A 24,464-nucleotide genomic window follows, 5' to 3' on the forward strand; every position below is an offset into this window, starting at 1 on the left:
CCAGGAACTGGTTGAACCAGCTCGCCAACGTGGCGGTTTCATCCTTGCCCTGCACCGCGAGTTGGCGGGTAAGGTCGCCTTCACCTTCGGCGATTTCCTGCAGGCCGTTGGCAACGCCACGGATCGGCCGGACGATGACGCTGGCGAAGCTGGCGCCGACGATGGCGAAGACCACGGCCAGTGCGGCGGCGATAACCGCGATCAGCCAGGTCAGGCTCGAGGCCTCGGCCATCACTTCGTCGCGCTTGATCAGGCCAATGAAGCGCCAGCCCAGGCTCTTGGAGGTGACGATGTTGGCCATGTACGGCACGCCGTCGATCTCGATCTGGGTCGCGCCATCGCTGCTCTTGGCCAGCGCGGCGTAGTTGGGGCCGAGGTCGGCCAGCGGCTTGAAGTTGTGCTTGGCATCGGCGGGGTCCACCAGCACGTTGCCGCTGCCCTCCACCAGCATCAGGTAGCCGCTGTCGCCCAGCTTGATGTTCTTGACCAGTTCGGTCAGTTGCTTGAGCGACACGTCCAGGCCAACGACGCCGACCAGCTTGCCGCTGGCATCGGCGACGGTGTGCACGATGCCGATCAGCGAGACGTCGTCCGGTGCCCAGTAGTAGGCGTCGGTCTTGATCGTGGTACCCGGCGCGGCAATGGCGGCCTTGTACCAAGGGCGCACGCGCGGATCGTAGTTGGAGATCTTCGGATCATCCGGCCAACTGGCGTAGCCGCCGTCCGCCAGGCCCAGGGACAGGTAGGCGGTGGTTGGATGGCTCTTGGCGAACTGGTCGAAAATCTCCAGCAGTTGTTTGTTGTTCTCGGTCAGCGGGATTTGCGCAGCGTCGGCGCCGGAATAGTTCTTCAGGTCCTTGGCCGCGACGATCCGCGGGTCCTTGGCGAAGAATTCGACGTTCTGCATGATCCCGTCGAAGAACTGCTTCATGCCGTTGTCGATCTGGCGGATTTCGCGGCTGCTGCTGTCCAGGAAGTTGGCTTGTGCCGCGTCGCGCAGGTTCAACACCACGAGCACCGCGACCAGGATCACCGGCACGCAGGCGATGGCCGCGAACGCCCATGTCAGCTTCTGTTTGATATTCATGACTTCTCCCGCGGGTATTTATCGGTGTTGGAACGGCGGAAACATTAGCGTCGAGCGTTGCGAACTGTGGAGGGAAAGCGCCCATGCTTACTTTCAGGCTATCGACCAAAGTCGTATTCCCTTGAGACTGCCATTTGTCGGAGGTCGTTAACGCTGACAGTGATGTCGCGGGGGCGCATGTCGCCTGCGCGGTTAATCGCGAAGATGGCATCGTTCGGGTTCTTTGCCCGGCTTCCGTCCAGATCGCCTTCTCGCATCACGAGGCCCCATGCCAAGCGCATTCGAAAGCGTACTCAAGAACAAGAATATGGCCTATCGGCCTCAAGGGGCTGCTTCGGTCAGCCAGGCGCCGGTCCGCGTCGCGTTTGTACTGATGGACAATTTTTCGATGATGTCCTTCACCGGTGCGGTGGACGCGCTGGTCACCGCCAACCTGATGAACGACACGCCGCTTTATGATGTGTTGACGGTAGGTGCTTCGGGCGGGCAGGTGACGAGTGACCTGGGCATTGTCATTTCCACCGATGTCGAGCTGGCGCAACTGCCGGACAACCTGGACGTGTTGATTGTCGCCGGGGGCTTTCGCGTGAAACTGCAAGGCACGCCGCTGTTGCGACGCAAGCTGCGCGCCAACGCAACGTCCGGTGCGCTATTGGGCGGTTTGTGGAATGGCGTGTTTTTCGTGGCCGATGCGAACCTGCTCGACGGGTACGAATGCGCGGTCCACCCGGAAAGCCGGGCGACGATGACCGAGATGTTTCCCCACGTGAAAGTCTCCAGCCGCGCTTATGTCGTGGACCGTGAGCGGGTCAGTTGCGCGGGCGCCAACAGTTCGTTGCGCATGATGCTCCAGTTGATCCGCCGCACGGGCGGGGAGGCGCTGGTGGGGGCCATCGAAGAGATCCTTCGCTGCGATGAGTCAGGGGACGACGCCTCGGACTTGCCGCCGATCTTTGTCGAGACGGACCCGACGCTGCCGCAAAGCCTCAAGCTGGCGTTGGAGTTGATGTGGCAGAACGTCGAGGAACCTTTGACGATCGATGAGCTGGCGGCGTGCGTCAAGGTTTCCAAGCGCCAGCTGGAACGGCGTTTCTGCCGGTTCCTCGGCGCGACCCCGACGCGGTATTACCTGGAGCTGCGCCTGACCCGTGCGCGGCAACTCATCCAGCAGACCAACCGCTCGGTCACGGAAATCGCCGTTGCCACGGGCTTCGTCAGCTCGCCGCATTTTCAGCGACGTTTCCGCGACTTTTTCGGCGTGCCGCCTGGCAGCTATCGCGCGACGTTCGGGCGCAAATGAGGTTCAGCCGCCGACCTTTCCTGGCCTTCCGATTCGCCCGGGAGCGAAGTCGAGCAGCAACGCCACGATAATCGCGCCAGCAGAAACCAGGAACAGCAACGCGTGGTGTCCACCGCTGGCATTGAACAGCGCCGAATAGCCAAACCCGGCCAGCGCCTGGAAAGTGGCGAAGGAAATGGTGGCGCGGCTCCAGGCGACTTGCTGGCGATGGTGGTCCGGCACCAGCTCATGCACCCGGGCCAGGGCCAACGGCACGATGCCTGGCGGAAACGAACCGATCACCACGGCCAGCACTGCCAGCGCCAGGAAACTCTGGGAGGTCGCCAGCAGGCCGAGGGCAACGGCCTGGACGGCCAACACCAATCGTATGCTTTTGCGCGCGCCCAGGTGGTCCGCCAGAAAACCATAAGTCACTGGCCCGACAATCGCCCCCAGGCCATACATCACCCATACCAGTGCACCGACGTGGGCGCCGGCCTTGAGGCCGCGGGCGACATAGTCCACCAGGAACACCATCGCCGGGACCAACCCCGCCGCCATGAAGGCGTACTGGGCAAACAACTGATAGACAGCGCGGGGCGTGGGTTCGTCCGGTGTGGCGTGTTTCGAGCCACTGTTCTCGTGCGCAGCGTCGTGCGGCCAACCGAACCAACTCAACCCGGTCAGTACCAGCGACAGCACGCCGAGCCCGAGCCATGTGGCTTGCAGGCCGAGACTCAACAGCGGCGGCACGATCGTTCCGGAGCCGGCGATGCCCAGCCCAATGCCCAGGAAAATCGCGCCACTGGCCAACCCTCTGCGGGCGACGGGCACATGCGGCAGCACGGTCGCCGCCACCAGCACCATGATCGCGCCGCCGGCGACGCCCGACAGCAGTCGCCAGGCGAAATACCAAGTGACCGACACAGGAAAGGCACAGGCGAAAAACGCTGCCGTCACGGCGAGCATCATCAGTCGCAGTGCATTTTTATTGGACAGCCAACGGGCCATTGGCCGGCCGAGGAGGGCGCCGATCAGGTAGCCGACGAGGTTGGCGGCCCCGAGGTAGACCACGTCGCCTGCGCTGAACCAATGCGCTTCGATCAGCGGCGGAATCAAAGGGGTGTAGGCGAAGCGTGCCAGGCCGATGCTGACCAGGCTGGCGCAGAGGCCGGCGAATATTGGCAGCCAGATGCTGCTTGGAGGTAAATCGAGCGCCGCGGATGATGTACGCATGGTAGCGATCCCATAGAAGGTTCATGGCGTCCAGCATATCGGCTATTGTTGTTGCGTTTATGCAGCGATTACGCGGCGCAGTGATGCAACTATGCATCGGTAGGAGGATGGATGAATTGGGATGATGCACGGGTATTCCTGGCGGTCTGTCGGGAGTCGACCTTGCGGGGTGCGGCGCGTGTGCTGGGGGTGGACCAGGCGACGGTGGGCCGGCGCGTCGTCGCGTTGGAGAAATCCCTGAGCGCCGCGCTGTTCCTGCGCACGCCCGACGGTTACGCCCTGACGTCGATGGGCGAGGCCGCGCTCAAGTCCGTGGAGAAAATGGAGCAATCGGCCCTGGAGCTGGAGCGTCGGATTCAAGGCCTGGACGATCGGCTGGTGGGCAACGTGCGTGTCGCCACCACCGATTCATTGGCGATCGACTTCCTGATCCCCGCCATTGCCCATCTGCACCAACGCCACCCCGACGTGCGCGTGCAGCTGGACGCTTCCACGCAGATCACCAGCCTGGTCAAGCGCGAAGCGGACGTAGCCGTGCGCAACACCCGGCCGGACAATCCCGACCTGATCGCCCGGCGGATCGCCCGTTGGCCGGTGGGGTTGTTCGCGTCGCGCGAATATGTCGACGCCCATGGCGAGCCGACGCCCGGCAGCGCGTTCGAAGGCCATGACCTGGTGGTCTACCAGCCATATTTGCAGGCGCAAAAGGACTTTACCCTGGTCGCCGAGCCGGTCAGTCGTGGGCGGATCGTTGCCGGCCTGAGCTCAAGCTTGTTGGTACGTCGGTCGATTGCGGCAGGGCTCGGAGTGGGGGAAATCCCGGTGTACATGGGCGAGCGCGATGGACTGGTGCGCCTGTGGCCGCAACTCACGCGGCCGCTGCCCTACGAGGTCTGGCTGGTGACGCACGCGGACTTGCGCCATACGGCGCGGGTGCGGGCGGTGATCGATGAGATTGTCGCGGCGTTTTCCCAGGAAAACCAATAACGCTGGATAAGAGAACCTGTGGGAGCGAGCTTGCTCGCGATGGCGTCAGTTCAGCTAGCATCGATGCAGCTGATCCTCCGCCATCGCGAGCAAGCTCGCTGCCACAGGATGTCCTGCACACGGGCCTCATGGCATTTGCGGCAATTCCTGTTGCCGCAGGTCAAACACCAGCACTTCGGCATCCTGGCCGTTGCTCAGTGTCAGCGCCTGTTCCTGGCGCACCCGCACGCCATCGCCTTCCTGCAACGGCACGCCATTGAGCTCGACGCTCCCTCGCGCGACATGGGCATAGGCATAGCGATCGGCAGGCAACGTCAGCGTGGCGTGTTCAGCGCCATCGAACAGCCCGGCATAGACCCGTGCGTCCTGGCGAACATGCAGTGAGCCCTCGGCGCCGTCCGGCGAGATGATCAGTTGCAGGCGGCCACGTTTCTGTTCGGGACTGAAGTGTTCCTGCTGGTAGCGCGGCGTGGCGCCGACGACGTTGGGCACGATCCAGATCTGCAGGAAGTGCACGGGCTCGTCGGCGCTGTGATTGAACTCACTGTGGGCCACGCCACTGCCGGCACTCATCAGCTGCACGTCGCCGGGGCGAATGACCGAACCGGTGCCCAAGGTGTCCTTGTGCTCCAGCGCGCCTTCGAGCACGTAGGAGAAAATCTCCATGTCCCGGTGCGGGTGCTGGCCAAAGCCCTTGGCGGCGGCGACCCGGTCGTCGTTGATCACCAGCAGGTCGGAAAAGCCTTGTTGATTGAGGTCGCGGTAGCTGGCGAATGAAAAAGTGTGGAACGACGTCAGCCAGCCGTGACGGGCAATACCGCGATCAGACGCTTTGCGAAGGGTCAGCATGATAATTCTCCTGGTTCAGTGGGCGGTGGCCATGGCCGTCTCGCCGGGTTCAGAAGAAGGTTAATGGTAATCGACTTGTGCAATAAGCAGGTGAATGTGGAAATACTGTCCCGTCTGAGTGGACAATCTCGCACCGGGCGCTTCGCTTCGTCATAATGCCGACCGATGATCCTTGTGAGAGCGAGCTTGCTCGCGATAGCGGCGTGTCAGGTGCATGGATGCCACTGGAAGGACACTATCGCGAGCAAGCTCGCTCCACAGAGTCCGGCATGTTCTTCTCGATTTTGGCGTCTTTCCATGAAAACCGTAGCAATGGTGCTGTTCCCTGATTTCCTGCTGCTCGACATGGCCGGGCCGCTGGAAGTGTTTTCCATCGCCAATCGTTTTCTTGCCCCCGACCAGCACTATCAATTGCTGACGCTGGGCACCGAGCGAGGCCCATTGCGCGCCTCCAACGGTGTGAACGTCCACGCCGATATTCATATCGACCAGGCCTGGGCCGCCTATGACGTGTTGCTCGTACCGGGCGGCCCCGGGGCCTATAACGACCGGCACCCAGCGTTGCACACCTGGCTGCGAGCCTCGGCGCAAAGGGCCACGTGCTACGGCTCCATTTGTACCGGTGCGTTTGTGCTCGGTGAGGCAGGGTTGCTCGATGGACACCGCGTGACCACGCATTGGCATTACACCGAGCGCTTGACCCAACGCTTTCCCAAGGCACTGATCGAGACCGACAAAATCTTTCTACGGGACCGACGCCTGATCACCTCTGGCGGTGTCACCGCCGGCATCGACATGGCCTTGGCCATCGTTGCACAGGATCATGGCCGCAAGATTGCGCTGGATGTCGCCAAGGTGCTGCTGGTGCTCATGAAGCGCCAGGGCGGACAAGCGCAGTTCAGCCCGCTGGTGGCGACCGTGGCGGCCCAGGAGTCGGCGGTCACTCGGGTGCAGAACTACGTGATGGAGCATCTGGAGGAGCCATTCACGGTGGAGCGCATGGCGGCGGTCGCGGCCATGAGCGCCCGGCATTTTGCCCGGCTGTTTGTTCGCGAAGTGAAAATGACGCCCATGGAATTCCTCCAAGGGGCGCGTATCGATCGGGCGCGGCAGTTGCTCGAATCCACCGACTTGCCCCTCAAGACCGTGGCGTTTCGCAGCGGCTTCGGCAGTGTCCGCCACATGCGCCAGTTGTTCAGTGAAAAGCTTGGCCTGACGCCGATCCAATACCGCCAGCAGTTCAGTTGAGCCTCGGGTGTCCGTCCAGGGCACCGTGATGTCCGTGATGGGGCCTGTGCCAGCATTGTTCTCTGGCGGAGGGCTGCCAAGATAACCGCGAACCCTCTGGAAAGGATGCGCAAGAGCCAGGGCAGACGCGTGCGGCGATTCGCAACGCGATGCCTGGACCGGTCATCTGGCGCTGGATCGCTCATGAACAGTTTCGTCACACCCTGCACCGGGCCAACGGTAGGCTTCGGCCCGTTCGTCTTTCACCGACAGCAGCGGCTGGTCACTCGCGACGGTCAGCCCCTGGCATTGGGCGGCCGCGCCCTGGACATCCTGCAAATACTGGTCGAACATGCCGGCGCTTTTGTCAGCAAGCAAACGCTGATCGAACATGTCTGGCCCGACAGCGTGGTGGAAGACATCAATCTACGGGTGCACATCGCCGCGCTGCGGCGGGCCTTCGGCGAGACGCGCGAAGGCAATCGCTACATCCTCAATCATCCCCGCCAAGGCTATTGTTTTGCGGTGCCCGTGACCTTGCGGCCAGGCGACGAGCCAGCGACCGCGGAGCCGTCCGAGCGGCACAATCTGCCCGCCCGGCTGAGCCCGGTGATCGGTCGCGACAAAGTCCTGGGCCGGCTGTTGGTGGAGGTGCCGCGCCAATCCCTGACCACGATCACCGGCCCCGGTGGCATCGGCAAGACCACCGTTGCGTTGCGGGTAGCGGAGCTGCTGCTGGAGCACTTTGCCGACGGTGCCTGGTTCATTGACTTGGCTGGCGTCGACGACCCGGCGCAGGTTGCGCTGCGGATCGCCCATGCCCTGGGCCTGGCGCAAGATTGCCTGGCCCGGCAACTGCAAGCCCGTCGGGTGTTGCTGGTGCTCGATGGCTGCGAACATCTGATCGATGCCTGCCGGGCGTTGGCCACGACGTTGCGCGGGGCAGCACCGGGTGTGTCGCTGTTGGTGAGCAGCCGGGAAATCCTCAACCTGGCCGATGAAAACATCGTGCAATTGCCCGGCCTGGTGGCGGTGCCAACCAAGGCCCCCGATCTTCAGGTCCTGGCGTGCCCGGCGGTGCAGTTGCTGGTCGAACGGGTCGGCGCTCGCCAGCAGGGTTTCAAACCCGCAGAGCGGGAGCTGACGGCGCTTGCGCAAATCTGCCAGCGCCTCGACGGATTGCCGTTGGCGCTGGAACTGGCGGCGGCTCAAGTCGATGTGCTGGGTGTGGCCGGGGTCCTGGAACAGTTGGACTACGGTCTGTCGCTGCTGAGCCACGGGCGTCGTACCGCCGTGGCCCGCCACCGAAGCCTGGAGGCCGCCCTGGACTGGAGCTTCGAACGCTTGAGCGAGGATGAGCGAACGGTGTTCCAACGTCTGGCGGTGTTCGAAAAACGCTTCAGCCTCAGGGCCGCGATGGCGGTGATCAGTTGCCCTGAGCTGGCGACGGATCGATTGCCCTGGTTGGTGTCGCGGCTGGTCAACCAGTCATTGGTGATGGTCGAGCAGCGTGCCGAGGGAACGCGTTTTTATCTGCTGCATACCACCCGCGCCTATGCCCTGGAAAAGTTGCGTTGCAGTGGACAGTCCCAGCTTTTCCATCGGCGTTACGCACTGCAACAAGCCTGGCAAACACGTCGGTCAAGACCCGAGGCGCCGAGCCAGCGCACGGAGCAACGCGTCGGCTTGCTTTAGGTCGGGCGTGTCGAAGCCTTCACTGAAGCGACGATAGACGGGGCCGAGCACATCCACGGCGGCCTCGTCCTCGCCACGGCGCTGCCACAGTCGCGCCAGGGAAACGGCGCTGCGCAGTTCCCAGGCCAGTGCGCCTTGCTGCCGGGCGATGGCGAGGGCGGCGTGCAGTTGCGCTTCGGCACGGCTTTCGGCAGACGGGGCATCCTGCGCCAACAGCGTTTCGGCGCTGGCCCGCAGGATCTCGGCGGAGCACCAGCCTGCGGCGCCGCTGTGGGCGCGTTCGATCTGCTCGGGTCCAACGGCATCCGCTCGCAGTGTCACGACCATATCCTGGATCAAGCCGCCCGTGGCCGGGCAGGTCTCCAGCGGCGCGCCGTCGAATGCGCGCTCGTAGTGGCAGGCCCAGTCATGGAACAGCATGACCGAATGTTTGCGGGCCTGGTGTTTCAGCATCTCGAGCCGTTCCCGGGCGATTGAATGCTCGCCGGTGTACTGGGCGATCACGCAACCGGCGATCGCCAAGGTGTAGCAGATCGAAAGGCCGTGGTTGATCTGCAGGGCAATCTGCAGCGCGAGATTGGCGGTGCGCCGGGCTTTTTCGGCGAACCCTTGCAGCCAGAGAATACGCGCCAGGATCGTCAGCGCCGCCACGCTCTGTTCGTACTGCACGCCAAAACCATGGGTGAACCTGCTCAGGTGGCCGTTCTGGGCCAGGCGCTGGATGACCTGTTCGGCATCGCGCCGCGCGGCATCCTGGTCGCCGATGAAATGCAACGCCAGCACCCGCAGGCGTTGGGTACTCAAGGACAGCACCGGGTCGCCCGGCGGTCCCAGGCGGTCGAAGTCCTGGCATTGTTCCAGCGCCTGCTGGTAGCGGCCACAACTGAGGTTGACGGTCAGATGGCCTGACAAGGCGCGCAGTTCACCCGCCAGGTCCTGGCACTGCCGGGCCAGGCGCCGGGCCGTGACGAACGCCTCGACCGTGGCCGGCGTACCGCCCTCGGTGTGGTAGTTGAGGCTGGCGTGGGCCAGTTCCAGGGCCAAGGTCAGCCTCGGGCACGGCGAGGCGCTACCGTGCAGCAGTTCCCGGGCCTTGCTGACGTAAAGACCGTGCTCCTTGAGCAGTGACAATTCCTGCCAGAGGGGCAGGGTGCGGGCGGTCAAGCGGATCGCCACGGCGTGCGATCCGTGAGGGCCAAGCCCGCGGTCCAGGGCTGCGCGAATGTCGTCACGGTAGGTCGCGTAGCGTGCGATCCACAACCGCGTCGGGGTGCTCTCCCAGTCTTTCTCAGCCTGTTCCATCAGCGTCAGGCAACGCTCGGCGTGTCGCGCCTGGCTCGCGGCGAGTTCGCCTGCTTCCAGCAGTTTTTCCAAGGCGTAGCTGCGCGTGGTGTCCAGCAGGCAATAGCGGACCTCATCATCACCGATCTCAACATTGAGCAGCGACTTGGCGACCAACTGGCTGACCGATACCAGCACCTGGTCGGGCGCGACATGCTGGCCGACGATGACCGCCGCGGCGGAGGCCAGGTTGAAACTGCCCATGAACACCGCCAGCCGCCGCAGGCAGGTCTGCTCGCAGGCCGTGAGCAGCGCGAAGCTCCAGTCCAGCGTGGCGCGCAGGGTCTGTTGTCGCGGTGCGCTGGTGCGCTTGTCGTGATCGAGCAAGGCGACGCTGTCTCGCAGTTGCCGGCACAGCGCTTCCAGCCCAAAGCGTCCGATCTGGGCGGCGGCCAGTTCGATGGCCAGGGGAATCCCATCCAGGCGTTGGCAGATATCGACGATCAGCGGCACCTCGTCATCGTTCAGTTCGAAGTCGTCCTGGCTGGCCATCGCCCGCTCGGCGAACAGTTGCAGCGCTGGATATTCCAGGGCCGGATAACCTTCGATGATCATGCCACGGGGCGGGACCGCCAATGAATCGAGGCGCTGCACATGTTCGCCTTCGGCGCGCAGGCCTTCGCGGCTGGTGGCGAGGATATGCAAGTGCTGCGCGGCGCGCAGCAACGTCTCGCAGAGCTGGGCCACGGCGTCGACCAGATGCTCGCAAGTGTCGATGACCAGCAGCAACTGCCGTTCCTTGAGCGGCCGCACGATGGCTTCCAGGGACTCGCCGTCTTGTGACGGCAGCTCCAGCAGGGCGCAGAGGTTGGGCGCGATCATGGTCGGGTCGTTGAGCGAGCCGAGGTCCAGCAGATAGGTGCCGTCGCGGTAATGCCCAATCAGCCGCTCGGCGACCTGGAGGGCGACGGTGGTCTTGCCGATCCCGCCACTGCCGACCAGGGTAATGAAGCGTTTTCGCGGCAGCTGGGCGACCAGGCTTTCCACCAGGCCCTGGCGCCCGATCACCCGCGTGCGACGCGGCGGCAAATTGCGCGCCAGGGCAGGGTGGGGGATTCGGGCCAGCGCTTCGGGCGGCTCAAAGGTCAGCGGCGCGACAAAACTGTAGCCGCGCTGCGCCACGGTGACGATGTAGCGCTGGCCGGCCTGCCCGTCACCCAACGCCTTGCGCAGCGCGGCCACATGAACCCGCAGGTTGGTGTCTTCCACCACGCTCTTGGGCCAGACGCGGGCGATCAGTTGCTGCTTGCTGACCACTTGCCCTGCCTGTTCGAGCAGCACCAGCAAAATCTCCACCGCCCGCCGACCCAGGCGCAACGGCTGCCCCCCCTCCAGCACCAGGCGCTGACGGGGGTGAACCCGGTAAGGGCCGAAATGCAGCGTCTTTTCGACGGGCAGGCTGAGGTACTGACTCATGGCGCGCTCATTGTTCTGTTCCCTGGAGATGGGCTGTACCTGAGCATATTCGTCAGGTTTTGTGTCAAGCGCAACGGCGGGAGACGTTGCCATCCTCGGGATCAACGCAATACCCGTGGCGAGGGAGCTTGCTCCCGCTGGGCCGCGAGGCGGCCCCAAAACCCTCATTTCCCAATGAATCTGGCACACCGAGGGGACAATCCTGGGGCTGCTTCACAGCCCAGCGGGAGCAAGCTCCCTCGCCACAAAAGCATGTCAGTCCCGAAAAAATTAACAACGTTTAACTCACGCATAAACCGCCCCTGACCGGACCATAAAGCGATCCACCCACCTCAAGGAATCATGTCATGAGCACGTTCATCACCCGCGACGGCACAGAGATCTACTACAAGGATTGGGGCACTGGCCAACCGATTGTCTTCAGCCACGGCTGGCCATTGAACTCCGACAGTTGGGAGGCGCAGATGATGTTCCTCGCTTCCAACGGCTACCGGGTGATCGCCCACGACCGTCGCGGCCATGGGCGTTCCAGCCAGCCGTGGGATGGCAATGACATGGATACCTACGCCGACGACCTGGCGGAGCTGATCGAGCGCCTGGACCTGAAGGACGCGGTGTTGCTCGGTTTCTCCACCGGCGGCGGCGAAGTGGCGCGCTACATCGGTCGGCATGGCGCCGCCCGCGTCGCGAAGCTCGGCCTGATCTCGGCGGTCACGCCGCTGATGCTCAGGACTGCGGCCAACCCCGGCGGCTTGCCCGTCGAAGTCTTCGACGGCTTCCGCCAGGCCTCCCTGGCCGACCGTTCTCAGCTATACAAGGATGTGGCCAGCGCCTTTTTCGGCGCCAACCGTCCGGGCGCCAAAGTCTCCCAAGGCATGATCGACTGGTTCTGGATGCAAGGCATGCTCGCCGGCCACAAGAACACCTACGACTGCATCAAGGCGTTCTCGGAAACCGACCTTTCCGAAGACCTGCGCAACATCGACGTGCCGACCCTGGTGGTCCATGGCGATGACGACCAGGTGGTGCCGATCGAAACCGCCGGCATCGCGGCCGCCAAACTGCTCAAGAACTCACAGCTGCTGATCTACCCAGGCGCGCCCCATGGCCTGACCGACACCCACAAGGATCAACTCAACGCTGACCTGCTGGCGTTCATCCGAGGCTGATCAGGGCGAAAACCTGTGGGAGCGAGCAAGCTCGCTCCCACAAGATCGGTATTGAACAGGAACAACACCCATGAACCGCAACGATCTACGCCGTCTCGACATGAACCTGCTGGTGATCTTCGAGGCGCTGATGTTCGAGAAGAACCTGACCCGCGTCGCTGAAAAGCTGTTCATGGGCCAGCCGGCGGTGAGCGCGGCGCTCGGGCGGCTGCGGGATCTGTTCGATGATCCACTGCTGATCCGCCACGGCCGGGGCATGGAACCGACGCCTCGGGCCCTGGCGATCCTGCAGGAACTGCAGCCGGCCATGGACACCATCTCCGGCGCAGTCAGCCGGGCCAAGGCGTTCGACCCGTCCACCAGTTGTGATGTGTTCCGTATCGGCCTGTCCGACGATGCCGAGTTCGGCCTGTTCCCGCCATTGCTGAGTCAATTGCGTGAAGAAGCACCCGGCATCATCGTCGTGGTACGCCGGGCCAATTTCCTGTTGATGTCGTCGCTGCTTGCCAGTGGCGAAATCAGCGTCGGCGTCAGCTACACCACCGACCTTCCGGCCAATGCCAAGCGCAAGAAATTGCGGGACATTCCCTGCAAAGTCTTGCGCGGCGACAAACGCCCGGGGCCACTGACCCTGGATGAATACTGCTCGCGGCCCCACGCCATGGTCTCGTTCTCGGGCGACCTGAGCGGCAACATCGACCTGGACCTGGCCCGCATCGGCCGGGCGCGCAAGGTCGTGCTGGCGGTGCCGCAATTCAGCGGCCTGCGCGCCCTGCTGGCCGGCACCGAGCTGATCGCCACCGTACCCGACTACGCCGCCTGTGCGCTGGTGGAAGGCTGCGCGTTGCGCGCCGAGGACCCGCCGTTCGAGATCAATGCCGCCGAACTGTCGATGGTCTGGAGCGGCGTGCATGACAACGACCCTGCCGAGCGCTGGCTGCGCTCGCGCATTGCCACCCACATGTCCCAACCGCTGCCGGCGGCCGCTTCGACGGACCCGGCCGGAGCTCACCGATGAATACCACTGATGAAAGCCGTCTGCAGGACCTTGGCCTGCTGTTCCTGCGTCTGAGCGGCGCGTTGTTCCTGCTCTGGGTGCATGGCTTGCCCAAGTTGTTGAACTACAGCGCCGAGCTGAGCCGCATCGAAGACCCGTTCCACCTCGGCGCGGCGCCCACGCTGGTCCTGGCGATTTTCGCCGAGGTGGTGTGTCCGCTGCTGATCATGGCCGGCGTGCTGGTGCGCCTGGCGTGCTTGCCCATCCTGTTCCTGCTCGCCGTCGCGCTGCTGATCGTGCATCCGCAGTGGAGCCTGGAAGAAGGCCAGTTCGGCTGGTTGCTGTTGATCGTATTTACCAGCGTGTTCATCGCCGGCCCCGGACGCCTGGCGATGAACGCGCGCTTTGCTGGAGTGCTGCGTCATGCCTGAGTCCCAAACCCTCGGATCCACCGCGAGCCCGGCGGTACCCGGTTTCGATGAAATCGTCACCTTGGTGGTCAAGCACCGGATCAAAGCCGGGCAGAACGATGCCTATGAGGCCTGGTTGCGGCGCATCGTCACCGTGGCCGGCCAGTGGCCGGGACATCTGGGCGTCGACGTCGTGCGGGGCAAGCAGGACGGATTGTCATTGTTTACCTGCGTGCTGCGTTTTCGCTCCACCGAGGCCATGCAACGCTGGCTGGATTCCCCCGAGCGTCGTGAGTTGGTGGCCGAGGCAGCGCCACTCCTGGCCGACGGCGATCAGATCGAGGTCGGTTCCCATAAGGAATTCTGGTTCGCGCCGCTGGCCGATGCCGCCACGCCACCGCCGCGCTGGAAGCAATCGGTGGTGACGCTGCTGGTCATCCTGCCGCATACCTTGCTGGTGCCGTTGCTCTGGGGCCCGCTGCTGCAACTCAACGCGTTCCTGTCCAACTACGTGGTCGCCACGTTCCTGATCACCGTGACCATCGTGCTTTCGGTGGTGTACGTGTGCATGCCGCTGGCGACCCGCCTGTTCGCGCCATGGTTGGAAGCGTCCAAGGCCCACGAACACCTGGAGCCCGGCCATGGCCAATAACGACGATCCAACCGATCCGCTGCGCCGCCAATTGCTCGCCGCCGGATCTTTGCTTAGCGCCGCCGCGGCTTTCTGGCCGCGCCTGTCCCTTGCTTCTTCCCATTCACAAGGAAACCCGATGAACGCCGATCTGATTCTGTTCAATGGCCAATTCCACACCGTCGACCGCGAGAAACCTCGCGCCAGCGCGGTTGCTATCAGCCAGGGCCGCTTCGTCGCCGTGGGCACCGACGCCGAGGCCATGGCCTTGCGCGGCAGCGGCACCCAGGTCATCGACCTCAAGGGCTGCACCGTCATTCCCGGCCTCAACGACTCGCACCTGCACCTGATCCGTGGCGGTTTGAACTACAACCTGGAGCTGCGCTGGGAAGGCGTGCCGTCGTTGGCCGATGCCTTGCGCATGCTCAAGGACCAGGCCGACCGCACGCCGACGCCGCAATGGGTTCGCGTAGTGGGTGGCTGGAACGAATTCCAGTTCGCCGAAAAACGCATGCCGACCCTGGAAGAACTCAACCAGGCCGCGCCCGACACCCCAGTATTCGTGTTGCATCTGTACGACCGCGCCTTGCTCAACCGCGCCGCCCTGCGCGTGGCCGGCTACACCCGCGACACCCCGAACCCGCCGGGCGGCGAGATCGTGCGTGACAGCAAAGGCGAACCCACCGGCATGCTGGTGGCGCGTCCCAACGCGATGATCCTTTACTCGACGCTGGCGAAAGGGCCGAAGTTGCCGCTGGAGTACCAGGTCAACTCCACCCGTCAGTTCATGCGCGAGCTCAATCGCCTGGGCCTGACCAGCGCCATCGACGCTGGCGGTGGCTACCAGAACTACCCGGATGACTACGAGGTCATCGAGCAGTTGGCCCGCGAGCAGCAGTTGACGGTGCGCATCGCCTACAACCTGTTCACCCAGAAGCCCAAGGAAGAACTCACCGACTTCAAGAACTGGACCGGCAGCGTCAAGTTGCACCAGGGCGACGATTTCCTGCGACACAACGGCGCCGGAGAAATGCTGGTGTTCTCCGCAGCGGACTTCGAAGACTTCCTCGAACCGCGCCCGGACCTGCCGCCTGGCATGGAGCAGGATCTGGAACCGGTGGTGCGTCACCTGGTGGAGCAGCGCTGGCCGTTTCGCCTGCACGCCACCTACGACGAATCCATCAGCCGCATGCTCGACGTGTTCGAGAAGGTCAACCGTGACATCCCGTTCAACGGCCTGCCGTGGTTCTTTGACCACGCCGAGACCATCACGCCGAAGAACATCGAACGCGTACGAGCACTGGGCGGCGGTATTGCGATCCAGGACCGCATGGCCTTCCAGGGCGAGTACTTCGTCGACCGCTACGGCGCCAAGGCTGCCGAAGCCACGCCGCCGATCAAGCGCATGCTCGCCGAAGGCGTGCCGGTGGGCGCCGGCACCGACGCTACTCGCGTCTCCAGTTACAACCCGTGGACCTCGCTGTACTGGATGGTCAGCGGCCGCACGGTCGGCGGCTTGTCGCTGCACGAGGAAGGCCTGCCGCGTCTGACCGCCCTGGAGCTGTTCACCCATGGCAGTGCCTGGTTCTCGTCGGAGCAGGGCAAGAAGGGCCAGATCAAGGTCGGCCAACTGGCGGACCTGGCCGCCCTTAGCGCGGACTTCTTCAGCGTTGAGGAAGAAGCCATCAAGTGGATCGAGTCGGTGCTGACCGTGGTCGACGGCAAGGTGGTGTACGCCGCCGGCGACTTCGAAAAACTCGGCCCGGCCAGCGTCCCGGTGCTGCCGGACTGGTCGCCCGTGGTCAAGGTGCCTGGACACTGGCGCCCGAGCTCGCCGTTACAGGCCCAGGTCCACCAGTGCAGCGGGCCGTGCAAGGTGCATTCCCATAGCCATGAACGGGCGCGACTGTCGAACGTCCCGGTCAGCGACTTCCAGGGTTTCTGGGGCGCGTTTGGCTGTTCCTGCTTTGCCTTTTAACTGAGCACAACACCTACCCAATGTGGGAGTCCGCTCCCTCATTGGTTTCGTAACATCCATCCCAAAGGAGTCATCCCATGAGCAACGTTCCCGCCTACAACCGCCTGAACAAAGACGACGCGGTGGTCCTGCTGGTCGATCACCAGACTGGCTTGATCTCCCTGGTCCAGGATTTCTCGCCCAACGAGTTCAAGAACAACGTATTGGCCTTGGCTGACCTCGCCAAATTCTTCGAATTGCCAACCATCCTGACCACCAGTTTCGAAAGTGGCCCCAATGGCCCACTCGTGCCGGAACTCAAGGAAATGTTTCCGGACGCGCCGTATATCCCGCGTCCAGGTCAAATCAACGCCTGGGACAACGAAGATTTCGTCAAGGCGATCAAGGCCACCGGTCGCAAGCAACTGATCATCGCGGGTGTGGTGACTGATGTCTGCGTGGCGTTCCCGACCCTGTCGGCGCTGGCCGAAGGTTTTGACGTGTTCGTGGTCACCGACGCTTCGGGTACCTTCAACGAAACCGTGCAACAGGCCGCCTGGGTACGCATGACCGCTGCCGGCGCGCAAATGATGAACTGGTTCTCGGTGGCCTGTGAGCTGCACCGCGACTGGCGCAACGACATCGAGGGCCTGGGCAACCTGCTGTCCCAGCGCATCCCGAACTACCGCAACCTGATGAACAGCTACTCGGCGCTGACGGCCAAGTAAGCGGTCCATGCTCGACGACGCCCGCTTTGTGCGGGCGTTTTTGTGTTCGGCCTTAAAGCATCACAAGCTGGACCACTGCTATGCAACCTGACTCGCCCAGATCACAATGCCCAGCTGAACCGGCAGATTGTCCACCGATGGAATGACAATGAACCCCTTCGAAGAAATGCGCATCTTTGCCCAGGTCATGGAGTCGGGCAGCTTCACGGCGGCGGCGGACAAGCTCGGGCTGTCCAAGCAGTTCGTCAGCCGCAAGCTCATGGAACTGGAGCAGCGCCTGGGCGTGCGATTGCTCAACCGCTCCACGCGCCGCCTGGACGTTACGCCGCTGGGCCAGCGTTATTACGAGGCCGCGTTGCGCTTGCTCAGTGAAGTCGAGCAAGTGGAGCAGGGCATCAGTGGCCAGACCAGCGAGCCGCGCGGGACCATTCGGCTCAGCGCACCGTTGTCGTTCGCCGTGGCGCACCTGGGCTGCCTGCTGCCGCTGTTCTTGCAGCGCTATCGGGACGTCAGCGTCGAGGTGGACCTGAGCGATCGCTCGGTGGACCTGCTGGGTGAAGGCTACGATTTGGCGCTGAGGATCGGCGTGTTGGAAGATTCAACCCTGATCGCCCGGCGCATCGCAACCATCGAGCGGGTGTACTGCGCCAGCCCGGCCTACCTGGCCGAGAAAGGTGTACCGGCGAGACCTGACGATCTGCGCAATCACGACTGCCTGCCTTATGGACACAACCGTCAGGTGCAATGGCGCTTCGAGGGGAATGGCAAGCCGTTGGTCCTGGAAGTGGCGGGGCGGATGCGGGCCAATAACGGCGATTTGCTCAGGGATGCGGCGATTGCCGGGATGGGCGTCACCTATCTGCCAACCTTCATCCTCGGTGACGCGTTGAAGGATGGCCGGTTGGTCAGGGTGCTGGATGGGTTTGAAACGGAGCCGTTGACACTGTCGGCGGTCTATCCACAACATCGCCAGGCTTCGCGCCCGGTGCAGGCCTTGGTTGAGTTTCTACGCGAGCAGATGTTATGAAGGCCGGAACGCTTCAACCCGGTCAGCGGTCGAAGCGTTCGCAGCCTCGTGATCAAGCGGCGAGGTTGGCGCTGCTCAATTCCTTCTTGTACTGCGCCTTCATGATTTCCATCTGCTCACCCAGGGCATCCAGCTTGGCCTTGCCCAGCACTTTCTTGGCTTGGGGGAACATTTCCTTTTCTTCTTCCTCGATGTGGTGCTCCAGCAGTTCTTTCACCACTTTGACCCGGCCTGCAAATTCAGGCTGCGATGGGTCGGTGGTTTTCAGGTCAGGCAGCACCAGCGAATCGACGGTGCGGTGCTCTTCCTTGGCTTCGTAATACATCTCGGCTTCTTCCTTGCCGCCTTCCTGCTTGAAGGCCGGGTAGAGGATTTCTTCCTCCAGGCGGGTGTGGATGGACACTTCCATTTCCAGCTTCGCCAGCAGTTCGGTGCGTTTCTTGATCGCGCGATCAGTTGACTCACTCAACTGAGTGAGAATGGCTTTGACGCGTTCATGGTCGGCTTTCAACAGGTCGATGGCGTTCATGTGGTGCTCCTCGGTCATTCACGGATTGCGGGCCGGCTTCGAGCGCCGACGCCACGTAACATGAGAGGTGCATCCGTCGTGCCAGCCGAGTTGCTTTTTAATTTCCTTTAAAAACAGTTGGTTATGTCTGAGCCGAGTTTTGTCATCGTGCAGGCTGCATGAGCCGTGGTTAAAACGCCTTGCACTTTGCGTTGCCAAGGGCGTCAGGTGTTGCCGAACAGTTGCCTGACCCGTCCCGCCAGTGCCAGGCAGGACGTCAGTCCGGGGGACTCGATGCCGAACAGGTTGATCAGCCCCGGCACCTGATGCTCGGCTTCACTGCTGATGAGAAAGTCCCGAGCGGGTTCGCCCGGTGCGGAAATTTTCGGGCGGATGCCGCTGTAGGCTGGTTGCAGGCTCTGGTCCGGCAGGCCCGGCCAGTAATTTCGAATGGCCTGGTAAAACGCTTCCGCCCGGGCCGGATCCACGCGGTAATCCTCCACTTCGACCCATTCGGTGTCAGGACCGAAACGCGCCTGGCCTGCCAAGTCGAGCGTCATGTGAATGCCCAGGCCGGCGGCTTCCGGCGCGGGATAGACCAGATGGCGGAACGGCGCCCGTCCGGCCAGTTGGAAATAGTTGCCCTTGCACAGGTAATCATCGGGAACCCATTGCCTGTCCAGGCCTTCGATCCGGCGGGCGAGGGCAGGGGCCTGGAGGCCGGCGGCGTTGATCAGCCGGCGGCAGGACAATGTCATCTGCGCCGTGCCGCCCAATGCCAGTCTGAAGCCCTCATCGACCACACGAGCCTCCAGCAGGGGCGTGCGAAACACCACGTTGGCACCGGCTGCCTCGGCATCGCCCTGCAACGCCAACATCAAGGCATGGGCATCGACGATACCGGTGGAGGGCGAATACAACGCGCCGACACAGGACAGCGCCGGCTCCAGCGCCTGTGCCTGCTTTTGATCGAGAAAGCGCAGGTCGTCCACGCCGTTGAGCAGGCCGCGCGCCAGCAGCGTTTCAAGCCCGTCCAACTGAGCCTGGTCCTTGGCCACGATCAATTTACCGAGCCGGCGGGTCTCGACGCCGTGGCTGTCGCAGTACTCATACAGCCGTCGCCGACCTTCGACGCACAACTGCGCCTTGAGACTGCCCGGCGGGTAATACAGCCCGGCATGGATCACCTCGGAATTGCGCGAACTGATGCCCATGCCGATGGCATCACCTGCTTCGATCACCAGCACTTCATGCCCGGCGCGCGCCATTTCTCGCGCCACGGCGAGGCCGACGACGCCTGCGCCGACGACTATGCAATCAATATCGACGCTCAACGCTGGGTCTCCTTCATGAGCAGATGATCGTGTTCAAGCATAGCCCCGCACATCCACGGTGTTAGTTATCCTGCGGATGATACAGGCATCGTCCAGCGCACCTATCCCTCCGCCGCCCCGCGCCCCTCCAGGAATATCCGCCCCGGCAACTTGAACCCGCGCAACTTGAGCAACGTCATCGGCCCGGCATCCAGCTCGGTGCGCAGGTGCCAGGTCAGGCCCAGGCCATCGGGGGCCTTGAGCACCATGCGATAGCGGCTGTCGCCGTCGTCCAGTGGCGTGAACCTGGCCTGTTCCAGCAAGCGGATCAGCCCCCAGGTGCCGGCGTAGTCGGCGAACAGCCGCTCGCCGGTGTGGACGCTGGTCCAGGTCAGGCTGACCCCGGGATAATCGCTGCGTCCCGGCCAGCCGAAGCGCTGCCAGCGTTCCTTCTGGTTGAAGTACTCGTGTTTTTCGCCGTTGAGGATGAACGTGGTCTGCACCACATCGCGCACGCCTTTGCCGCTCAGCTCGAAGCTCAAGCCCAGGCCGCCGTCGGTGTAGAGCACGTCGGCCAGGTCGCTCAGTTGATTGACCGCCGCGAGGAACTGCGGATTGATCCGCAAGCCACGGCCATGGCGTGGATCGGCCACCCAGCGGTTGCCCTCCTTGCGCAGTACGCCGCTCAACTGGCTGTGCAGGAAGCGCTCGATGCGCCCGGTGTCGGCGCGGATCATCTGCCCCAGCATCGGCAACGAAGCATCGCTGGCGGTCGCGGCAAACGGATAACGCCCGGCGAAGGCCGCGTTCCAATGCCCGACGATCGAGCGCTGCCACTGGCTGTTAAGGCCCGCCGCCGACGGTTGCAGCACCCGCTGCCAGGCTTGTTCCAGCGGCTGCACGAACAGCGTTTCGCCAACGCCGGCCCATTGCGCGCCCAGGCTGGCCGCCATCAACCGGCCATAGGACTGGGTGTCGGTCAGGTCGATGCCACGGCCCTGGAACACGGTCTGCGCCAATGCCTGGGTCATTTCCATGGGGTCGCTGGCGGTGCTGATTTGTTGCAGTTTCAGGCGCACCCGGGTCACTTGGGTGAGGTAGGCCTGCAGGCTCAAACTGTCAGTGCCGCCCTTGACCAGGGTCAGCAGCGGTCCGAAGGTGGCGTCCAGCGGTCCACCTGGCAAATCCACCCGTGGGTCGATCAGCGGCGCCGTCTGCGGTCCGATCAGCTTGTGCGCGGACTTCATCAGCGAGTCGCTCAGGGCCGGTGCGCGAGTGCCCGCCTGGCCTTGATAGGCCAGGGTGTTGAGCAGCGCGATCAGCGGCGATTGACGCACGTCGCTCATCAGCGTCAATTGGTCGATCACCGCGTCCAGGCTTTTCGGTTCACGGGCGCGCAGGCTGTTGAGGAACACCAGCCAGGCGCTGGCGTAGTCCTGGAAATAACGCTCGGTCAGGCGCGTCTTGAGTTCGTGCGGCGTCAACCGGGCATCGACCTCGCCGGGCCTGTCGCTGAGCACCCAATCGATTTCCTCGCGCCGCGCCTGGGCGATCTCGTCGATGGCCTGGCGCACCTGGCCCTCCCAGGCCTGGCGTGTGAACACCCCCGGCACGCGGGCCTTGCTGGAAAACAGCCCGGCAGCCTCGGTGTCGCCGACCATTTGCACCAGGCCCAGGGCCGGGTAATGCTGGGCCGCGTCGTCCAGCACCTGTTGATACAGGCTGGCCTCGGCGTTGCGCTGGCCCAACTGGTCGAGCAAGGCCTGGCGCACCTGCGCCACCAACCGAGGGTCGGCCTCGATGCGCCAGTCGGGGTGCGCGGCCAGTTGCTCGGCGTAGAACTGCCAGAAGTTCGCCGCCAGCGTTCGCCAGAGCCCGGCTGACTCGCCCTCTCGGGTGGGATCAGCCTGGGCAAGCGTCTTGACCAGAAGCTGCGCCTCGGCTTTTTCCGGATGCGCCATCATCAGGTACGCCTTGAGCTGATCATAGGCAACCGCCGAGCGCTCGACCCGCTGGGGACTGCCCGGTGCCAGCTTGACCAACGCCTCCAGCTGCTCGCGCAAGCGCGCCGCCGCCGGGTCGCGCACCAGGCGGTTATTGGCCTCGACATAACGCGGCCAGAGCGTTTCGAGCAACTGTTGGTTGCGGTTCAAGCCAAAGCGCTGATACCACGGTGCCCCGTATGCGAGGCGGTGATCCAGGCGCGCCAGCACGTGGACCAGTTCGTTGAGCGCCAGCAATTGTGCCTCCGGGGTCGATGCCTGCTGCAACGCCGTCGACACGGCCTGCACCTGGACGATCTGCGCCCGGTTGCTGACGAACGACGTCACCATCCCCGCGCCCCCCACCAGCGCCAACCCCAGCAACAGCCCGTAGGCGACTCGCGGCGCGCCCCAGCCCAGCCGCGCGCCGACAGCCTTGTCACGCTGAACGCCATGCCACACCGGATCCGGCCACCAGAAATGCTCGCCTTCAGCATTTTCAGTCCCGCGCAGCGGCTGGCTGAACCACAGCCCCCGCAGCCTCACCCCCGGATTGAATCCACTCAACGACGGCGCCAGCGCCTGACGCCAGCGGGCGATGCCATCGGCCTGCAAATCCCGGGACAAGCGCAGCAGGAAATCGTGGTGCATCTGCTTATTGAGCTTCATCTGCACGATGCCTTGGTGACGCAAAGGCTCGACCAGTTCCTCCAGGCAATCCACCAGCGCTGCCGACGTGACCTTGGCAGGCAGCAGACAACCCACCGGCTGACGCTCGCGACCCTCCTGGGACCAGGTGCTTTCGCACACCTGCCACAAGTGCAACGGCAACTGCCGGCGCATCCGCCGCGCCAACCCCTGCAAATGGCGCATGCCCTTGGCCAGCGCCACTGCATCGCAGACTTGCTCCGGGGTCAGTGCCCAGACGACGCCGTCCAGTGGGCGCCAACGGCGTAGGTTGAGCCATGGGTCGAGCACAGGATTTTCCAGGCTCTCTTGGAGGCTGCCGCCCCACAACAGCACGGTGCGCTGGCCTTCGAGCCACTTCTTATCCGCCAGCTGCGGGGCGATGGCGGTGATCTCGGTGGGTTCGCCGACGATGAGCAGGAGACGGACCTTGTGGCGCCAGAGGGGGCCGTATAGGTGGTGGAGGTAATTACGCAGTTCGGAGTATTCAGAACCTGATTGAGGGGGCAGCGCCAAATGCGCATCTTCGTGAGGGCGCGCTCTATTCGCCAATTCGTGCTCACGGTGGAACTGCCGCTTGAGATAGATCAATAAAAGAGGTGCCAGATACCCCAGCACAGCCATGGTCATGATCAATAACAATGCCAACAGCTTCTGGGCATCGTCCACTAAGCCAACCCGTTCGCCGTAAACCCAGATAGCCCATCCCGAAAGCGCAGTCAGCGTGATGAGCCACACCGCTGCACCCGCGCGGCGCCATAAATTACTGAAGGTTCTCATGCGATCTCTCCGGTCGTCACGGTGCTGATCCAATGCCCTGATTCATCTTCCGCCAAGAGCAACAAAGGACATTGTTGGTGCCTGGACATCTCCACACCCAGCGCTGCCGTCAGCCAATGACTGAACGGCCCTGTCGCCCCAGACAGGCGCTCCTGAACCCACTGCTGCCCTATTTCGAGCGAAGCGCCCAGAGCACCGCCGGCGGCGAAGAGTTGGCCTATCAACGGTTGCAGGTCAGCGGCATCAGCCAACAGGCCGGTCGCTTGAAGAGCGTTGGTTTGGGATTGCAGGAATATCGGTAATTCCTCGGGCAAGCGGTTGATATCCAGCGGCATGGGACGCAACAAGCCGCCGACTACCGGTAACTTCCACGCAAGCGCCAACCTGTCCGGGCACAACAGCAAGGCAGCCAAGCCATCCGAGTACACCGACCCGCCCTGTAGTTGCAGCACCAGGATCAACTCAGCGGCGGTACTGCCTGTCCTCAGCGTTTCGTCGATCCACTGGTATGACAATTCAGCCGATACGGTGACCGACTCCGGCGGCGGCAATCCCATGTCGGTGACCCAGATTTGATGCCATGCCTCGCGCAACGCGGCGTATTGTCCGGGCTCGATATCGTTCAGCAGAGTGACCCGCAGCGGCTGTCTTACCGGCAAAACTCGCGCGGCCGGCTCCAGCGCCGACAACAGCAATGACAGTCCGGAGTGCGCCCGTTGTGGCTGCTGCTGAACCTCGGCAATGCGCCGTGCCTGTCCAGTTCGAGGCGGCACGTTAAGTCCATCTTGAACGACGACGCTGGCAGAGACGCGATCTGGCAACAGCACACAACTGGCCTGCACAGCCATATAACGATGCGCCCAGTCCTGCCAGGCGTGTTGCGCATCCTGCGCCTCCGCTTGCAGGAACTGGTGATGACTCAGCGCCCCACCATAGGCATAGGCGCGGGCACCGAACGCCAATGCCCAAGCCAGCAACGGCGAGCCGGAAAATGCCCAGATGTTCAATGTCTGCATTACCGGCAGATGTTCGGCGGCATGTAGCAGGAACAGCAAAACAGACGCCAACACCGCCGCGCCTGCCCCAAATACCCAGCGACCCAGCACGATAGGTGCCGGGGCCTTCACCACTTCGGATGCCTGACGATCCCAACCCATG

18 protein-coding genes and 1 pseudogene are annotated in these 24,464 nt (G+C 63.4%); 11 read left to right on the plus strand and 8 right to left on the minus strand.

All coding sequences use genetic code 11. The features are described 5' to 3' along the window. Window positions 1-4 precede the first annotated feature (4 nt). Window positions 5-1,087, minus strand: a pseudogene (locus tag J3P79_RS09960) (HAMP domain-containing protein); the annotation flags it as partial. A 268-nt stretch (window positions 1,088-1,355) separates the two neighbouring features. On the opposite strand from J3P79_RS09960, the gene J3P79_RS09965 reads away from it, so the two are divergent. After that, window positions 1,356-2,387 carry a GlxA family transcriptional regulator gene (locus J3P79_RS09965; RefSeq protein ID WP_434610081.1) on the plus strand — a complete coding sequence of 344 codons (1,032 nt, stop codon included), beginning with the start codon at window positions 1,356-1,358 and terminating at the stop codon, window positions 2,385-2,387. 3 nt (window positions 2,388-2,390) lie between these two features. Here J3P79_RS09965 and J3P79_RS09970 read toward each other — a convergent pair whose 3' ends face one another. Further along, a complete protein-coding gene (locus J3P79_RS09970; protein WP_434610083.1) occupies window positions 2,391-3,602 on the minus strand; it encodes a YbfB/YjiJ family MFS transporter in 1,212 nt (403 codons plus the stop codon). A gap of 111 nt (window positions 3,603-3,713) precedes the next feature. Here J3P79_RS09970 and J3P79_RS09975 point away from each other — a divergent pair, with 111 nt between their 5' ends. Then, on the plus strand, window positions 3,714-4,589 hold the full coding sequence (locus tag J3P79_RS09975; protein WP_434610085.1) for a LysR family transcriptional regulator: 876 nt from the start codon (window positions 3,714-3,716) through the stop codon (window positions 4,587-4,589). A 126-nt stretch (window positions 4,590-4,715) separates the two neighbouring features. Here the strand turns inward: J3P79_RS09975 and J3P79_RS09980 are convergent, their stop codons facing one another. Next, complete coding sequence (locus tag J3P79_RS09980; protein ID WP_434610087.1) at window positions 4,716-5,438, minus strand: pirin family protein; 723 nt, start codon at window positions 5,436-5,438, stop codon at window positions 4,716-4,718. Window positions 5,439-5,735: 297 nt separating this feature from the next. Here J3P79_RS09980 and J3P79_RS09985 point away from each other — a divergent pair, with 297 nt between their 5' ends. Next, window positions 5,736-6,686 (plus strand): GlxA family transcriptional regulator, encoded by a 951-nt coding sequence (locus J3P79_RS09985; RefSeq protein WP_434610089.1) that lies wholly within the window; start codon window positions 5,736-5,738, stop codon window positions 6,684-6,686. 183 nt (window positions 6,687-6,869) lie between these two features. Beyond that, window positions 6,870-8,360, plus strand: coding sequence for an ATP-binding protein (locus tag J3P79_RS09990; RefSeq protein WP_434610090.1), 1,491 nt, complete (start codon window positions 6,870-6,872; stop codon window positions 8,358-8,360). Here the strand turns inward: J3P79_RS09990 and J3P79_RS09995 are convergent. Further along, window positions 8,307-11,117, minus strand: coding sequence for an ATP-binding protein (locus tag J3P79_RS09995; protein ID WP_434610091.1), 2,811 nt, complete (start codon window positions 11,115-11,117; stop codon window positions 8,307-8,309). The genes J3P79_RS09990 and J3P79_RS09995 overlap by 54 nt on opposite strands. 347 nt (window positions 11,118-11,464) lie before the next feature. Between J3P79_RS09995 and J3P79_RS10000 the strand changes: the two genes are divergently transcribed. From J3P79_RS10000 to J3P79_RS10030, 7 genes are all read left to right on the plus strand, one after another. Next, window positions 11,465-12,286 (plus strand): alpha/beta fold hydrolase, encoded by an 822-nt coding sequence (locus J3P79_RS10000; protein ID WP_434610093.1) that lies wholly within the window; start codon window positions 11,465-11,467, stop codon window positions 12,284-12,286. A 70-nt stretch (window positions 12,287-12,356) separates the two neighbouring features. After that, the gene (locus tag J3P79_RS10005) at window positions 12,357-13,304 is read left to right on the plus strand and encodes a LysR family transcriptional regulator (protein ID WP_434610094.1); all 948 of its coding nucleotides are present in this window, start codon (window positions 12,357-12,359) and stop codon (window positions 13,302-13,304) included. Next, window positions 13,301-13,714 carry a DoxX family protein gene (locus J3P79_RS10010; RefSeq protein ID WP_434610096.1) on the plus strand — a complete coding sequence of 138 codons (414 nt, stop codon included), beginning with the start codon at window positions 13,301-13,303 and terminating at the stop codon, window positions 13,712-13,714. Before J3P79_RS10005 ends, J3P79_RS10010 begins: the two co-directional genes overlap by 4 nt. Then, window positions 13,707-14,345: an antibiotic biosynthesis monooxygenase gene (locus J3P79_RS10015; protein ID WP_434610098.1), complete on the plus strand. Its 639-nt coding sequence runs from the start codon at window positions 13,707-13,709 to the stop codon at window positions 14,343-14,345. The genes J3P79_RS10010 and J3P79_RS10015 overlap by 8 nt, the downstream gene beginning before the upstream one ends. 118 nt (window positions 14,346-14,463) lie before the next feature. Further along, the gene (locus J3P79_RS10020) at window positions 14,464-16,302 is read left to right on the plus strand and encodes an amidohydrolase (RefSeq protein WP_434611421.1); all 1,839 of its coding nucleotides are present in this window, start codon (window positions 14,464-14,466) and stop codon (window positions 16,300-16,302) included. A 77-nt stretch (window positions 16,303-16,379) separates the two neighbouring features. After that, complete coding sequence (gene ycaC / locus J3P79_RS10025) at window positions 16,380-17,009, plus strand: isochorismate family cysteine hydrolase YcaC (protein ID WP_434610100.1); 630 nt, start codon at window positions 16,380-16,382, stop codon at window positions 17,007-17,009. Between the two features lie 148 nt (window positions 17,010-17,157). Further along, entirely contained in the window at window positions 17,158-18,036 is an 879-nt protein-coding gene (locus J3P79_RS10030) for a LysR family transcriptional regulator (protein WP_434610101.1), read from the plus strand. Between the two features lie 52 nt (window positions 18,037-18,088). Here J3P79_RS10030 and J3P79_RS10035 read toward each other — a convergent pair whose 3' ends face one another. From J3P79_RS10035 to J3P79_RS10050, 4 genes are all read right to left on the minus strand, one after another. After that, window positions 18,089-18,565 (minus strand): hemerythrin domain-containing protein, encoded by a 477-nt coding sequence (locus J3P79_RS10035; protein ID WP_434610102.1) that lies wholly within the window; start codon window positions 18,563-18,565, stop codon window positions 18,089-18,091. 203 nt (window positions 18,566-18,768) lie between these two features. Continuing rightward, complete coding sequence (locus tag J3P79_RS10040; RefSeq protein ID WP_434610104.1) at window positions 18,769-19,878, minus strand: NAD(P)/FAD-dependent oxidoreductase; 1,110 nt, start codon at window positions 19,876-19,878, stop codon at window positions 18,769-18,771. A 101-nt stretch (window positions 19,879-19,979) separates the two neighbouring features. Then, complete coding sequence (locus tag J3P79_RS10045) at window positions 19,980-23,306, minus strand: ImcF-related family protein (protein WP_434610105.1); 3,327 nt, start codon at window positions 23,304-23,306, stop codon at window positions 19,980-19,982. Further along, window positions 23,303-24,463 carry a hypothetical protein gene (locus tag J3P79_RS10050; RefSeq protein ID WP_434610107.1) on the minus strand — a complete coding sequence of 387 codons (1,161 nt, stop codon included), beginning with the start codon at window positions 24,461-24,463 and terminating at the stop codon, window positions 23,303-23,305. Before J3P79_RS10050 ends, J3P79_RS10045 begins: the two co-directional genes overlap by 4 nt. Window position 24,464: the final 1 nt, after the last annotated feature.

It is taken from the genome of Pseudomonas sp. R1-7 (assembly GCF_051132105.1).
Classification (GTDB): Bacteria; Pseudomonadota; Gammaproteobacteria; order Pseudomonadales; family Pseudomonadaceae; genus Aquipseudomonas.